This is a genomic window from Brevirhabdus sp., assembly GCF_052826345.1.
On record NZ_JBRBUA010000118.1, the window covers coordinates 1 to 13,196 of the forward strand.

At 67.0% G+C, this 13,196-nt stretch carries 14 protein-coding genes; 10 read left to right on the forward strand and 4 right to left on the reverse strand.

Annotated elements, in window-relative coordinates; translation table 11 throughout:
• A partial coding sequence (locus ACU0BR_RS14035; RefSeq protein ID WP_446157469.1) for an NAD(P)(+) transhydrogenase (Re/Si-specific) subunit beta occupies positions 1-154 on the forward strand: 154 nt, incomplete at its 5' end.
• A 137-nt stretch (positions 155-291) separates the two neighbouring features.
• Positions 292-1,572, forward strand: coding sequence for a DUF3422 family protein (locus ACU0BR_RS14040; RefSeq protein WP_446157457.1), 1,281 nt, complete (start codon positions 292-294; stop codon positions 1,570-1,572).
• Here the strand turns inward: ACU0BR_RS14040 and ACU0BR_RS14045 are convergent.
• Positions 1,508-2,596: a YeeE/YedE family protein gene (locus ACU0BR_RS14045; protein WP_446157458.1), complete on the reverse strand. Its 1,089-nt coding sequence runs from the start codon at positions 2,594-2,596 to the stop codon at positions 1,508-1,510. The two genes, ACU0BR_RS14040 and ACU0BR_RS14045, sit on opposite strands and share 65 nt — an antisense overlap.
• Positions 2,597-2,822: 226 nt before the next feature.
• A complete protein-coding gene (locus ACU0BR_RS14050) occupies positions 2,823-3,458 on the reverse strand; it encodes a DUF1684 domain-containing protein (protein ID WP_446157459.1) in 636 nt (211 codons plus the stop codon).
• A 176-nt stretch (positions 3,459-3,634) separates the two neighbouring features.
• Between ACU0BR_RS14050 and ACU0BR_RS14055 the strand changes: the two genes are divergently transcribed.
• A complete protein-coding gene (locus ACU0BR_RS14055; RefSeq protein WP_446157460.1) occupies positions 3,635-4,804 on the forward strand; it encodes a M20 aminoacylase family protein in 1,170 nt (389 codons plus the stop codon).
• Between the two features lie 162 nt (positions 4,805-4,966).
• Here the strand turns inward: ACU0BR_RS14055 and moaA are convergent, their stop codons facing one another.
• Positions 4,967-5,971 carry a GTP 3',8-cyclase MoaA gene (gene moaA, locus ACU0BR_RS14060; RefSeq protein ID WP_446157461.1) on the reverse strand — a complete coding sequence of 335 codons (1,005 nt, stop codon included), beginning with the start codon at positions 5,969-5,971 and terminating at the stop codon, positions 4,967-4,969.
• 96 nt (positions 5,972-6,067) lie between these two features.
• Between moaA and ACU0BR_RS14065 the strand changes: the two genes are divergently transcribed.
• From ACU0BR_RS14065 to ACU0BR_RS14075, 3 genes are all read left to right on the forward strand, one after another.
• Complete coding sequence (locus tag ACU0BR_RS14065) at positions 6,068-6,580, forward strand: D-galactarate dehydratase (RefSeq protein WP_446157462.1); 513 nt, start codon at positions 6,068-6,070, stop codon at positions 6,578-6,580.
• A gap of 189 nt (positions 6,581-6,769) precedes the next feature.
• The gene (locus ACU0BR_RS14070; RefSeq protein WP_446157463.1) at positions 6,770-8,152 is read left to right on the forward strand and encodes a sodium:proline symporter; all 1,383 of its coding nucleotides are present in this window, start codon (positions 6,770-6,772) and stop codon (positions 8,150-8,152) included.
• A 200-nt stretch (positions 8,153-8,352) separates the two neighbouring features.
• Complete coding sequence (locus ACU0BR_RS14075) at positions 8,353-9,408, forward strand: ABC transporter ATP-binding protein (protein WP_446157470.1); 1,056 nt, start codon at positions 8,353-8,355, stop codon at positions 9,406-9,408.
• A gap of 63 nt (positions 9,409-9,471) precedes the next feature.
• Here the strand turns inward: ACU0BR_RS14075 and ACU0BR_RS14080 are convergent, their stop codons facing one another.
• The gene (locus ACU0BR_RS14080; RefSeq protein ID WP_446157464.1) at positions 9,472-10,164 is read right to left on the reverse strand and encodes a helix-turn-helix transcriptional regulator; all 693 of its coding nucleotides are present in this window, start codon (positions 10,162-10,164) and stop codon (positions 9,472-9,474) included.
• Positions 10,165-10,460: 296 nt separating this feature from the next.
• Here ACU0BR_RS14080 and ACU0BR_RS14085 point away from each other — a divergent pair, with 296 nt between their 5' ends.
• The 4 genes from ACU0BR_RS14085 to ACU0BR_RS14100 form a co-directional block, all read left to right on the forward strand.
• A complete protein-coding gene (locus ACU0BR_RS14085; protein WP_446157465.1) occupies positions 10,461-10,727 on the forward strand; it encodes a twin-arginine translocase TatA/TatE family subunit in 267 nt (88 codons plus the stop codon).
• A 35-nt stretch (positions 10,728-10,762) separates the two neighbouring features.
• Positions 10,763-11,542: a Sec-independent protein translocase protein TatB gene (gene tatB / locus ACU0BR_RS14090; protein ID WP_446157466.1), complete on the forward strand. Its 780-nt coding sequence runs from the start codon at positions 10,763-10,765 to the stop codon at positions 11,540-11,542.
• Entirely contained in the window at positions 11,539-12,651 is a 1,113-nt protein-coding gene (gene tatC / locus ACU0BR_RS14095) for a twin-arginine translocase subunit TatC (protein ID WP_446157467.1), read from the forward strand. Before tatB ends, tatC begins: the two co-directional genes overlap by 4 nt.
• Positions 12,651-13,196, forward strand: a 546-nt coding sequence (locus ACU0BR_RS14100) for an ATP-binding protein (protein WP_446157468.1), incomplete at its 3' end; no start/stop codon positions are given. The genes tatC and ACU0BR_RS14100, both read left to right, overlap by 1 nt.

Here is a 13,196-nt window from a genome sequence, read left to right on the forward strand (position 1 = left end):
ATGCTGGAAGGCCAAGCAGGTGTTCGTGTCCAAGCGCGGGCAGGGCACCGGCTATTCCGGGATCGAGAATCCGTTGTTCTACAAGGAAAACACGCGCATGTTCTACGGCGATGCCAAGGACTCGGTGAACAAGTTGTTGAGCCTGCTGAACTGATCTGCGGCCCTGACGACACGCATGACGCCCTGTCCCGACGGATGGGGCGTCTTTGCTTGAACGATCCCGCTGCCTGCGGGATGGACAGGCGCAAGGCCGACCGTGGACCCGGCGGCGGCGCAACCAAAGGTAAAGCCATGAGCCAACTTCGCGACCACCCCCAGCGCTATGCCCTTGCCAATGAGTTGCACGCCCGGCCGTTCCCCGTGCTCACGGCGCCCTGCCACGCGGTCTTTCTGGCCCTGAAAGAGCCCGAGAACGCCGCCAGCCGCGATCCCGAGCGGGATCGGGCGCTTCTGCGCATGTTGCTCGACCGCTTCGGCGCGCCGCACCCACAGCCCGACGCCACCCATTATTCGGGGGATCTGGGACGGCACCGGCTGAAGTGGGAACAACATACCGAATTCGTGACCTATACGGTCTTCACCGATGGCGTGTGGGATCGGCCGTTCGATCCGGCGGCCTTCGACGTGTTTCCCGCCGAATGGTTGGCGCAGGCCTCGGGCACGCGCATCACCTCGGCGCTGATCCGGGTCGAATCGATGCGCGACGTCGAAGGCATCGACGAAGACCTAAGCGCCTGGTTCGTGCCCGAAAGCATCGCCGTGAGCCGCGTGCTGGACGGTGCCGCGCTGATCGCGGGGGATTTCCGCATCGACAGCAGCGGACACCAGCGCTTTTCGGTGATCGTGCAGCCCGGTATCGGCGGGCAGCGCGTGGGCCGGATCGTCCAGCGCCTGTGCGAGATCGAGACCTATAAGTCCATGTCCATGCTGGGGCTGAGCCGTGCGCGGGAGCTGTCGCACCATCTGGAGGTGCTGGACCGGCGCCTGTCGGCGCTGATGGCGCAGGCGACAGGCGAGGTCGCCGCCCCCGAGGAGACATTGCACGACCTGTTGCAGGTCTCGGCGGAGATGGAGCGTCTGATGGTGCAGTCGAGCTTTCGCTTCGGCGCGACGGGCGCCTATGAGGCGATCGTGAACCAGCGCATCGGCGTTCTGCGCGAAGAGCGGCACAAGGGGCGGCAGACCTTCGGCGAATTCATGATGCGCCGCTTCGATCCCGCCATGCGCACGGTGAAATCCACCGAGCGCAGGCTGGAGGCGATGGCGCATCGCGCCATGCGCGCGGGCGAGTTGCTGCGCACCAAGGTCGATGTCGACCGCTCGGCGCAGAACCAGCAGCTTCTGGCCAGCATGGACCGCCGCGCCGATCTGCAATTGAAGCTGCAAAAGACCGTCGAAGGCCTGTCGGTGGTGGCGATCAGCTATTACGCGGTCAATCTGGCAATCTATCTGGCCGCGCCGTTCGGCAAGCCGCTGGCGCTGGACAAGACCTGGCTGGCGGCGCTGCTTACTCCGCCGGTAATGCTGCTGGTGTGGTGGATGCTCCGGCGGATTCACCGACGGATGGAGTGAGCCGCCCCAGCGCCGCCGCCGCGGCCTTGGCGCCCACCCCGATCGACACGATGGCCAGCAGCGCCGCGAACGACAGGGTCGGCACGCCCGACAGCCCCGCCCCCACGGTGCAGCCCCCCGCCAGCACGCCGCCGATGCCCATCAGGGCCGCGCCCGCGACATAGCGCCCGGTCTGCCCGGGTGTCTCGAAGGTTTGCCAGGCGAATTCCCCCGCGACAAGCGAGGCGATCAGCCCGCCCGCGAGCACCCCCGCGAGCACCCCGGTGCCGAACCCCGCCGAGATCGAGGTGGAGGCGATCACGAAAAAGAGGGAATCGGCCGAGGAGGAGGTGAAGGACAGGCTTTCCATCGCGATGGGATCGAAATCGTCGAGCAGCAGGAATCCCGTGCCGACCCAGCCGAGCGGCACCAGGATGCCGATCAACGCGGCCATCACCAGGATCGAGGGCCGGTTGTCCGACCGCAGCCCATAGGCCAGCAGCGCGGCGGCGATCAGCAGGGTCCACAGCAGCGCGCCACCGGGCAGGGCGGCGAAGCCGGTCAGATCGCCCACCGGCACGGTCAAGCTGCCCAAGGCAACCCGCAGCGGCGCCAGCAGCCCCTTGATCGTGGCATGGGCCACGACGGCGAAGACCAGAATGACCAGCGCCGCGCGCAGATTGCCCGACCCTGCCAGCACGCTCAGCCGCGAGATGCAGCCGCGCGTCAGCACCATGCCCACGCCGAACATCAGCCCGCCCAGAACGATTGCCACGACCGGCATGTCCGTGACGAAAAAGCGGTGCCCCGCGAAATCGATCAGACCGGCATAGACCGCCCCCTGTACCCCGAGCAACGCCACGGCGAGTGCCGTCAGCCAGACGCCCAAGGCCCGGCCGCGCTCGCCTGCGGGCGCGACCATCGAGCGGCGGAAACAGAACCGCGTGCGCTGCGCAAGAATGCCGAACGCCACGCCAAGAGCCAGGCCCAGGATGACGGACGCCCCGGCGGGGGTCAGGGACTCAAATCCGAGAGATTCAAACATGGCGGCACTCCTCTGGGCGCGATATAACCGCCCAGATGCCGCGATTTCGTTGCACAATCAAGAATTGGGCCACGATCAGCCTCCGTGGCATGAGGAACGCCGTGCGCGCGTTTGCGGGGCGCGGGGGAAGAATTTTCCACGCGACCCGGTTGCTTCGGATCAGGGTTCCGGGCCGGGCGGGGCGGGGGGCACGACGGGTCTTAAATGCGCCGGCGCAGGAACCGGCTCAGGGCGCGCGCTCACCGGCCGCGACGGGGGCGGGCAGTCGGTTTTCGCGCGGCGCCAGCGGGCAGACGAAGGCGGGGTTGAGCGCGCAGCTGGGATTGTAGGCGAAATTGAAATCGAGAATCAGCCGCCCCTCGTCATCCAGTCCCAGATCGGCGCCCTTGATCGCATCGACGATATAGCGTCCTCCGCCATAGGTCTGCGTTCCGTTCGTCGCGTCGCCGAAGGGGATGAACAGCCCGCCGCCATAGCCTTCGATCCACCAGACGTTGAGCTCCGCCCCCAGGGTGGGGTGCAGACCTCGGGTCCGGGCGAGCGGGCGCGCGCCCAGCCTGCCGTCCCGGCCCAAATCGAAGGCGATGGCCGCGCCGCTCAGCGGGACAAGCCCGACCGCGAAACGCAGCGCCGGATCATAGGGAAAGGTCGCGATATCGGTGAAGTCCGCGCGCGCGGCGTCGGGCAGCGGCGATTGCGGGTGGTGGGCGAAAAGCGCGCTGCGCACGCGCAGCCACAGATCCCGCGCCTCCGCCGGGTCGGGCATCGCGCGGACCCGCGCATAGAGCTCGTTGATCGTCCTGCGCCAGTCGGCCAGCGCATAGGCCGCGGGACCACGGTAGGGCGGCGGGGCGTGCTGCATGATAACATCCGTCTTCGGCTCGGCATCGGGGTCGCATGAAAGCTAGGGCGATGCCGCCGCGGGGCGAGCGCGCGCCCTTTCCCTGCGCGCCAAGCCCGCGTACATATCACGGCAGGACATGTCGCTGCCGGAACCATTTCGGCACGACGAGCGAACCACGGCGCAGGAGCGAACATATGCCCATCAAGAACCGATTCTCCGAACTGCTGCCCGAGATCACCGCATGGCGGCGCGACCTGCACGAACACCCGGAGCTGCTGTTCGACACCCACCGCACCAGCGGGATCGTCGCCGGAAAGCTGCGCGAATTCGGCTGCGACGAGGTCGTCACCGGGATCGGCCGCACCGGCGTGGTGGGGGTGATCAAGGGGCGCAGCGATGCCAGCGGCAAGGTCATGGGCCTGCGTGCCGACATGGACGCGCTGCCGATCGAAGAGGCGACGGGGCTCGACTATGCCTCCAAGACCGAAGGCAAGATGCACGCCTGCGGTCATGACGGCCATACCGCGATGTTGCTGGGGGCGGCGAAATACCTGGCCGAGACGCGCAATTTCGACGGCACCTGCGTGGTGATCTTCCAACCCGCCGAAGAAGGCGGCGGCGGCGGGCGCGAGATGGTCGAGGATGGCTTGATGGAGCGTTTCGGCATTCAGGAGGTCTACGGGATGCACAATTGGCCGGGGCAGCCGCTTGGCAGCTTCGCGATCCGGCCGGGCGCGTTCTTCGCGGCGACGGATGTGTTCGACATCGTGGTCGAGGGCCGGGGCGGCCACGCGGCCAAGCCGCAGGAAGTGGTCGACACCACCATCGCGGCCAGCCAGATCGTGCTGTCGCTGCAAACGATCGCCAGCCGCAACGTCGATCCGGTGGAGCAGATCGTCGTTTCCGTCACCTCCTTCGAGACCGACAGCAAGGCGTTCAACGTGATCCCGCAGCGCGCCGTGCTGCGCGGCACCGTGCGCACCCTGGACGGCGGGGTGCAGGATCTGGCGGAGCGTCGCCTCAAGGAGATCGCCGAGCGTACCGCCGAGGTGTTCGGCGCCAAGGCCAGCGTCACCTATCAGCGCAATTACCCGGTGATGGCCAACACGCCCGAGGAAACCGTTTTCGCGGCAGAGGTGGCGCGCCAGGTCGCGGGCGCCTGCGAAGAGGCGCCGCTGGTCATGGGGGGCGAGGATTTCGCCTTCATGCTGAATGCCAAACCCGGCGCCTACATCCTTGTCGGCAATGGAGATTCCGCCGCCGTGCACCACCCGGAATACAACTTCGACGACGATGTCATTCCGGCGGGCTGTTCCTGGTGGGCCGAGCTGGTGGAAACCCGGATGCCGCGCGCGGCTGGTTGACCCGGACAGGCTCGACTGCCGGCGGAATGCGCGGCCGGTGTTCGGATCTGCCCTCGACCCGCGGGAGGCCGCCCCCGCGGATGTTCCGGTCGCGGAGTCGGATCGAGTATTTGGGCCAAGAAGAAACCAGGGCGCAGGCGCCGAGAGGCAGGGGTCGCGTCGTCAGCCGCCGGTGTGGCTCATGTGGCGCGACATCTGACCGTCGGGGCGTTGGCGCGAATAGTCGAAATCATGCCCGCGGGGTTTCAGCGCGATCGCGGCGCGAATCGCTTCTTCGAGCTGCACGTCGCTTTCGCTGGCGCGCAGGGGGGCGCGCAGGTCGGATTTGCCTTCCTGACCGAGGCAGGTATAGATTTCGCCGGTGCAGGTAACCCGCACCCGGTTGCAGCTTTCGCAGAAATTATGGGTGAGCGGCGTGATGAAGCCGATCTTCTGGCCGGTTTCCTCCAGCCGGACATAGCGGGCGGGGCCGCCGGTGCGGTCGGGCAGGTCGGTCACGGTAAAGCGTTCGGCCAGCCGCGCGCGCAGGTCGGTCAGCGCCCAGTATTGCGACAGCCGGTCCTCATTGCCGATGTCGCCCATCGGCATCACCTCGATGAAGGTCAGATCCATCCCGCGATCCGCGCAGAAGGCGGTGAGGGTGAACAGCTCCTCCTCGTTGAAGCCCTTGAGGGCCACGGTATTGAGCTTGACCTTCAGCCCCGCGCGCTGCGCCGCGTCGAGGCCGCGCAGAACCTGAGGCAGGCGGCCCCACCGCGTGATCTGCGCGAATTTCGCCTCGTCCAGCGTGTCGAGCGAGACGTTGATGCGGCGCAAACCGGCGGCGTACAGATCATCCGCGTATTTTTCCAGCTGCGAGCCGTTGGTGGTGATCGTCATCTCGTCCAGCGCGCCGCTGTCGAGGTGGCGCGACATGGTCTGGAAAAACGTCATGATCCCGCGGCGCACCAGCGGCTCTCCGCCGGTGATGCGCAGCTTGCGCACGCCCAGCCGGACGAAGGCCGAACAGAGCCTGTCCAGCTCCTCCAGGCTCAGAAGTTCCTTTTTCGGCAGGAACGTCATGTTTTCCGACATGCAATAGACGCAGCGGAAATCGCAGCGGTCTGTGACGGAGACACGCAGGTAGCTTATCGCGCGCTGGAACGGATCGACGAGGGGCTGTATCATGACGGTAACGTATGCAGCCGTCGATGCGCCCGCAAGTTGCTTCTGCGCGTTGTAGGTCCAGATTGGGCGGTATAGTGTTCTGAGATGGAAAATCGCATGACAAAAAGAATGATCCCTGTCGCGCTGCTGATGTCGGCGGGTGCGTTGACGGCCTGCGGCGACAGCGCCGCGCTCATGAAGGACATGGTTCCCGGCAAGCAGCCGCGTGTCGCCGCTGTGCCCCCGACATCCGTTCAGGCCGAAGCCGCCGCGCAGGCCCGAGCGGCGCGGCCCCTGCCGTCCGGCGCCTCGTCGACGGCCGAGGCGCTCGACACGACCAGCAAGGCGCAGCGCGTCGCGGCCCAGGCGGCCCCCGCCGCAAGCGCGTCGGAGCGCGAACTCGGCCGTGCCGTCGCATCGCTGGGCGATCCGGCCGATCCCGGGTTCTGGGCGAGCACGCGGCTGGTCGACAAGGTCACTCAGGGGCGGCTCGTCAATCCGGCCACGGGCAAGAGCGCCAAGGTCGAGCTGCGCCCCGGAAACGGCGGGCTGAAGGTGTCGCTGGCGGCCTTCCGCGTGCTGGGCGCCGGCCTGACCGATCTGCCGGAGTTGAAGGTCTATGCGCAGTAGGTAGCGCGCACAGCTCGCGCAGGATGGGGTGCGGCGGGGCTCGCTCGGCTGCGCCGCGCCTTTTGCGGCGCTCTTGTACCGAGCAGCTGCCCCGCGCGGCGGTCACGATTGCGTGGGCCCGCGCGCTTCGCTTTGCCTTGCCGCGCTGGAATGCTAGGGCCTCGGCAGGAGTTGCGAAAGGGTCCCCGGATGTATCTCGGCCTTGTGACGGGCGTTTTCGCGCTTGTGGTTCTGCTCAGCTTCGCGGTGGCGCCGCGGCGCTCCAGCGTCGAGGGGTTCTTTGCCGGGCTGGGCGAGAGCGGCAAGGAGCCGGGCCTGTGGACCCTCGCGCTCAGCCAGGTCACCACCTGGATCTTCGCGCGGTCGCTGATGAATTCCGCGATCCTGGGGTATTACTACGGGATGCCCGGCACGCTGGCCTATGCAGCCTATTACGGCTCCTTCCTCACCGGGGGGCTGGTGGTGTCGCGCCTGCGCGCGGACGGGCGGCTTTCGGTGCAGGACTGGCTGGGCGCGCGGTTCGGCACGGCGGGGCGGGTCAGCTATAACGGCGTCATCGCATTGCGCCTGCTGTCGGAGGTTTTCGCCAATCTGCTGGTCGTCGGCCTGATCTTTTCCGCGCTCGCACCTCAGTCCGGCTGGATCGGGCCGGTGTCGATCCTGGTGGTCGCGCTGATCGCGCTGGCCTATTCGGCCTGGGGCGGGCTTTCCGCCGCGCTGCGCACCGATGTGGTGCAGATGGCGTTGTTCCTGACCGTCTTCGGGCTGGCTTTCGTGGCGCTGGTCGCCGGACCGGGGTTTTCCCCGCGCGCGGTGGTTTCCGCGCAGGGAGCCAGCGGCACCGGCCCGGGCTGGCTGCTGCTGGGGGTGGCGCTCCTGCAGGTGTTTTCCTACCCGGTCCACGATCCGGTGATGATGGACCGTGGCTTCGTCTCGGATGCGCGGGTGACGCGGCGCAGCTTTTTCCACGCCTTCTGGATCTCCACGCTCTGCATTCTGGCGTTCGGGGTCTTCGGCATCCAGGCGTCGTTGGAAAACCGCTCTTACGAGGGCGAGCTGATCGGCACATGGGCGCTGATGTTCCCGGGCTGGCTGTTTGCGGCCGTGATGGTGTCGCTGCTGGTTTCGGCGTTGTCGACGCTCGACAGCGCGCTGGCCTCGGCGGCGCGGCTGTCGGCCGATGAGCTGCGCCTGGTGCCGCGCAGCCTGGCGGGCGGGCGCGTGGCGATGATCGGCTTTCTGCTGCTGGGGGCCGCGCTGACGCTTTGGGGCAACAGCACGCTGTTCGACGCGGTGGCGGTCAGCGGCACGGCCTCGATGTTCCTGACGCCGGTTCTGGTGACGGGGCTTTTCCTGCGCCGACGGGTGCCGCTTTGGTCCTACATGACCGCCTTCGTCGCCGCGATCGCCGGGGCGGGGGCCTATTTCTTCCGCTCCACCCAGGCGATGGCCGAGATCCTGCCGGAGGCGCACAAATACGAGCAGCTTCTGGTGATCTGCGTGGCGGTGCTGGCGGTGGGCTTTGCCGCGGTGCTGGCGGGGGCGCGGCATCCGCTTGCCGATCGGGGCTGAGGCTGCTATCCGCCGCATATCCGATGAATTCGCTCGGGTACATCACCGACGGCAAGGATCGCTGAACATTGCGTGAGCAGGCACAAAGGCAGTCAAGGGCCGGGCGCCCACCAGCCGGACAGGCAAATGCCGGGCAGGCAAATTCCGGGCAGGCACAGGTCGGCGCGACCGCCCCGCCGCCGCGGCTCAAGGTCGAGGCGCTGAACCGCAGTTTCGACGGGCGGCGGGTCGTCGGCGACGTGTCGTTCGAAGTGGCGCCCGGGCATGTGACCTGCCTTCTCGGGCCGTCGGGCTGCGGCAAATCCACTACCTTGCGCATCATCGCGGGCGTCGATCGTCAGGACAGCGGGCGCGTTATCGTCGACGGGCGCGTCATGTCCGACGATCGGGTCGACGTGCCGCCTGAACAACGCTCCATCGGGCTGATGTTCCAGGATTTCGCGCTGTTCCCGCATCTGAGCGTGGCCGACAACGTGGCCTTCGGGCTGCATGGCGGCCGACGCGAGAAAGCCGACCGCGTGGGGGCGCTGCTGGAACGGGTGGGGCTGGCCGGTTTCGCGGCCAAGCATCCCCATCAGCTGTCGGGCGGCGAGCAGCAGCGCGTCGCGCTGGCGCGGGCGCTGGCCCCCCGCCCGCGGGTGATGCTGATGGACGAGCCTTTTTCCGGGCTCGACAACCGGTTGCGCGACGAAATCCGCGACGCCACCCTCGATATCCTGAAGGAGGAGGACACCGCCGTCCTGCTGGTCACGCATGAGCCGGAGGAGGCGATGCGCATGGCCGATGAAATCGCGCTGATGCGCGAGGGCCGGATCGTGCAGCAGGGTGCGCCTTACAACATCTACAACGCCCCGGTCGATCGGCGCGCGGCCGCCTTCTTCTCCGACATCAACGTGTTGCGGGGGCGGGTGCGCGGATCGCTGACCCAGACCCCCTTCGGAGAGTTCCTGACCCCCGGCCTGCCCGAGGACAAAGAGGTGGAGATCGTCTTCCGCCCGCAGCACCTGCGCATCGATTTCGATCGCCAGGGCAAGGGGCCGAACCCGACCGCAAGCGATGGCGTGCCGGCGCGCGGGCTGGTGCGGCGCGCGCGCTTCATGGGGCGCGAAAGCCTGGTCGAATTCGACATGGATTTCGAAGGCGCCCGCCTGCACGCCGTCGTGCCCGGCGTGTTCCTGCCGCGCGAAGGCACGCCCCTGTGGCTGACCGTGCGCCGCGACCGCTGCTTTGTCTTTCCGGTGGCCCCGACGGCCTGAGCGTTGGTTGCGCCCGCGCCGCCCGTCCCCGCGGCGCCCGTCCCCGCGTCAGCCGTCCCCGCGTCAGCCGTCGTCCGAAGCGGCCCTTTCCTGCGCGCGATAATCCTCCAGCGTCTTGCCCGGCTCGTTGACGAACAGCCCCTGCAGCACGCGCAGCTCGTCGATCTTGTCGATGCGCAGCTGCCTGAAGCCCTTCTGCGTCTCGCACCAGACCGTGCAGGTCCACACGCGCCCCCAGTAATCCAGCGCCAGCGGGCGGACGGTGCGGTTTTCCTGCGCGCCTTCGGCATTGCGCAGCGTGATCGCGATCTTCTGGCGCGCGCGGATCGCGTTGCGCAGCACCGGCATGTAGCGAAACCCGGCCGCGGCATCCGAAAACGGATAGGCGGCAAAGCCGAACCCCGTCGGCGGCGCGCTGCGGTCCTCCGGCAGCACGGCGTCGATCTTGGCCGACAGGCTCTTGGCGGCGGCGGAAACTTCGGGGTCGATGGCGTCGCCTGCCACCGCCAGCCCCAGATGCAGCGCCTCGAGCTCGGTCATGCTCAGGTTCAGCGGGGGCAGGGTGATCGCCGCCGTGGCGCGGTAGCCGTAGCCGCGCTGCCCCTCGATGGGGATGCCCGACGCCACCAGCGTATCCATGTCGCGGTAGATGGTGCGCAGCGACACCCCCATCTTCCGCGCCACATCCTCGGCACGGTGATACCGCCCGTCCCGCAGGATGGTCATCAACTCCGCCAATCTGTCCGAGCGTGCCACCCGCGCGCCCTCCCGCACTCATTGTCGCAAAAATATCCCCGCCGGAGGCCTCTTTTCCCGGTGTGCCGTCTCCAACCGCTGTGCCCAATTGACACTAAAGCGTCAACTGACACAATAGTGACAAAAATTACGCCTCACAGCCCCGCCGACGGCGCCCGATTGTCCGATTGGCGCTTTTACCCGCCCGGTCCGGCGATTACATGTGGCGTCGAAAGTACCAAAGGTGCCCCCGCGCCGCAGCCCGCGTGTCGCAGCCGCCCGCCCCGGGTCGGACCGACCGCAAATGGAGAGAACTCATGCTCAACAACATCGGCCTTCCCGGCCTTCTGCTCATCGCCGTCGTGGTGCTCGTGCTTTTCGGGCGCGGCAAGATCTCCTCGCTCATGGGTGAGGTCGGCAAGGGCATCACCGCCTTCAAGCGCGGTGTCAGCGACGGCACAAAGGAGATCGAGGAAGAGAACGACCACGAATCAGCCGCCGCACGCGACATCACCCACGACCGCGCCATGACCTCCGCGCGCGATATCGAGGCCGAGAAGACCGCCGAGAAGGAAAAGGTCTGAAAACCGGATTGAGCGGGCAATAGGGACACAACGCAATGTTGGATATCGGCTGGACCGAGCTTTTGGTGATCGGCGTCGTGGCACTGATCGTGGTGGGACCCAAGGACCTGCCGGGGATGTTCCGCACGTTGGGCCGGTTTACCGCCAAGCTGAAAGGGATGGCCCGGGAGTTTCAGCAGGCCATGGAAGACGCCGCCGATGAGGCGGGGGTAAAGGATGTCGGCAAGGATCTGCGCGATGCCACCTCCCCCAAAAAGCTGGGGCTCGACGCGGTGCGCGATGCCGTCGGCAACTTCGAGAAGTGGGAGCCGGGCAAGACGCAAAAGGCCATCGGCTCCGAGACGGCAAAGCTGACCGCCGAAAGGGCGGAGGCCGCGCGCAAGATCCAGGCCCAGACCGCACGCGTCGCCGAGCAGCGGATCACCAAGGAAACGGCCGCGCGCAGTGCCGAGGCGATGGCCACCCCCGACCGGCCGGTGCCGCAGGCGCCGCTGACCAAGGGCGCCGCCGACCAGACCCCGGCCAAACCCGCGGCCAAGGCGCCCCCGAAGACATCGGCGCAGACCTCTGCGCCGACGGGCAAGTCCTCCGCCACGGCTAAGTCTTCCGCACCTCGATCCACGGCCGCAAAACCGGCCAAAAAGACGGCGGCGAAACCCGCGGCGGCAAAGACGCCGGCCGCAAAGAAACCCGCCAGCCGCAAACCCGCCGCCAAGCCTGCGACCGGGAACGGTACAGGAAACGACAGCGGAAACGACACCGGCGCCGGTTCGCGATCCTCCGCGGCCAAGCCGTCCAAGGCATCCAAACAATGACAAATTCCGACGAGATCGACGACAGCTCGATGCCCCTGATCGAGCATCTGACAGAGTTGCGCACGCGGCTGATCCGCGCCGCCGTGGCCTTTGTCATCGCGATGATCATCAGCTTCACCGTCTGGAACCCGATATTCAATTTCCTGACGCAGCCGATCTGCGGACAGCTTCTGGAGCGCGGACAGGATTGCGGCCTGATCCTGATCAAGCTTCAGGAAGGTTTCTTCGTGGCGGTGCGCATCTCGCTGATGGGCGGGTTCATCCTGTCGTTTCCCTATATCGCAACGCAGCTGTGGCGGTTCGTGGCGCCGGGGCTCTACAAGAACGAAAAGACCGCGTTTCTGCCCTTTCTGATCGCCAGTCCGATCATGTTCTTCCTCGGCGCGGCCTTTGCGTTTTACGTGGTCATCCCGCTGGCGTTCGACTTCTTCCTGGGCTTTCAGCAGATCGGCACCGCAGGGCCGGTGGTGCCCGATGTGGTCAATCCCGCCAACGCGCCGGGCGGCACCGTCACCGGCCCGCCGGCGAGCGCGCCCCTGGCGGCGGCCGGGATCACTTTTCAGGGTTCGGTCGACGAATACCTGTCGCTGACGATCAAGTTCATCCTGGCATTCGGGCTGTGCTTTCAGTTGCCGGTGCTTCTGACCCTGATGGGCAAGGCCGGTCTCGTCTCCGCGCGCGGCCTGGCCGATATGCGCAAATATGCGGTCGTCGCGATCCTGGTGCTGGCGGCGGTCGTCACGCCGCCCGATGTCATCACGCAGGTGATCCTGTTCGTCGTGGTCTACGGCCTTTACGAGATTTCGATCCAGCTTGTCCGCCGTGTCGAGCGCAAGCGCGAGGAGCGTCTGCGCGCCGAAGGGCTGTGGTTCGAGGATGACGAGGACGACGACGTTACCCCGCCCGATGGCACCGTGCCGCCGTCCGGGGGCGTGCCGGGGTCCCGGCCTGCCGCCGATGCGGAGTTCGATGAATTCGACGAAGCGCATGATCCGATCTTCGACGAGTTCGACGAACACGACGAAGATTTCCCCGAAAAGGAGGGGGAAACCGGCGCGGGCGACGTCGATGAGACCGAAGACGACGACAGGAAGGACCGCAAGGACTGATGAGCGAAGCCATCATGCTGCGTATTGCCGAGGCGCTGGAGAGGATCTCTCCGGCGCCTTTCGCCGCCCCCGATTTCGACAGTGCCGACGCCTTTGTGTGGCACGTGGACCCCGATCGGCTGGAGCCGGTGCGCCAGGTCAACCGCGTGGATCTGTCGCTGCTCGTCGGCGTGAACCGCGCGCGCGACGAGTTGCTGGAAAACACGCGGCGTTTCGCGCGCGGGCATTCGGCAAACAACGCGCTGCTCTGGGGCGCGCGGGGGATGGGAAAATCCTCCCTGGTAAAGGCGATTCACGCGCAGGTCCTCGCCGACGGCACGCCGCTGAAGATCGTCGAGGTCCAGCGTGAGGATCTGCCGTCGATCGGGCGGCTTCTGCGGCTGATGCGTGCGGCGGACGCGCGGTTCATCCTGTTCTGCGACGATCTTTCGTTCAGCCACGACGACCAGCATTACAAGTCGCTCAAGGCGGTGCTGGATGGCGGCATCGAGGGGCGGCCGTCGAACGTGATCTTCTATGCCACGTCGAACCGCCGCCATCTGATG

What these genes read in the sequence shown, in the direction of transcription:
- ACU0BR_RS14040 (WP_446157457.1), top strand. Translation starts at nt 292, where the DNA reads ATGAGCCAACTTCGCGACCACCCCCAGCGCTATGCCCTTGCCAATGAG.
- ACU0BR_RS14045 (WP_446157458.1), bottom strand. Translation starts at nt 2,596, where the DNA reads ATGTTTGAATCTCTCGGATTTGAGTCCCTGACCCCCGCCGGGGCGTCC.
- ACU0BR_RS14050 (WP_446157459.1), bottom strand. Translation starts at nt 3,458, where the DNA reads ATGCAGCACGCCCCGCCGCCCTACCGTGGTCCCGCGGCCTATGCGCTG.
- ACU0BR_RS14055 (WP_446157460.1), top strand. Translation starts at nt 3,635, where the DNA reads ATGCCCATCAAGAACCGATTCTCCGAACTGCTGCCCGAGATCACCGCA.
- moaA (WP_446157461.1), bottom strand. Translation starts at nt 5,971, where the DNA reads ATGATACAGCCCCTCGTCGATCCGTTCCAGCGCGCGATAAGCTACCTG.
- ACU0BR_RS14065 (WP_446157462.1), top strand. Translation starts at nt 6,068, where the DNA reads ATGACAAAAAGAATGATCCCTGTCGCGCTGCTGATGTCGGCGGGTGCG.
- ACU0BR_RS14070 (WP_446157463.1), top strand. Translation starts at nt 6,770, where the DNA reads ATGTATCTCGGCCTTGTGACGGGCGTTTTCGCGCTTGTGGTTCTGCTC.
- ACU0BR_RS14085 (WP_446157465.1), top strand. Translation starts at nt 10,461, where the DNA reads ATGCTCAACAACATCGGCCTTCCCGGCCTTCTGCTCATCGCCGTCGTG.
- tatB (WP_446157466.1), top strand. Translation starts at nt 10,763, where the DNA reads ATGTTGGATATCGGCTGGACCGAGCTTTTGGTGATCGGCGTCGTGGCA.
- tatC (WP_446157467.1), top strand. Translation starts at nt 11,539, where the DNA reads ATGACAAATTCCGACGAGATCGACGACAGCTCGATGCCCCTGATCGAG.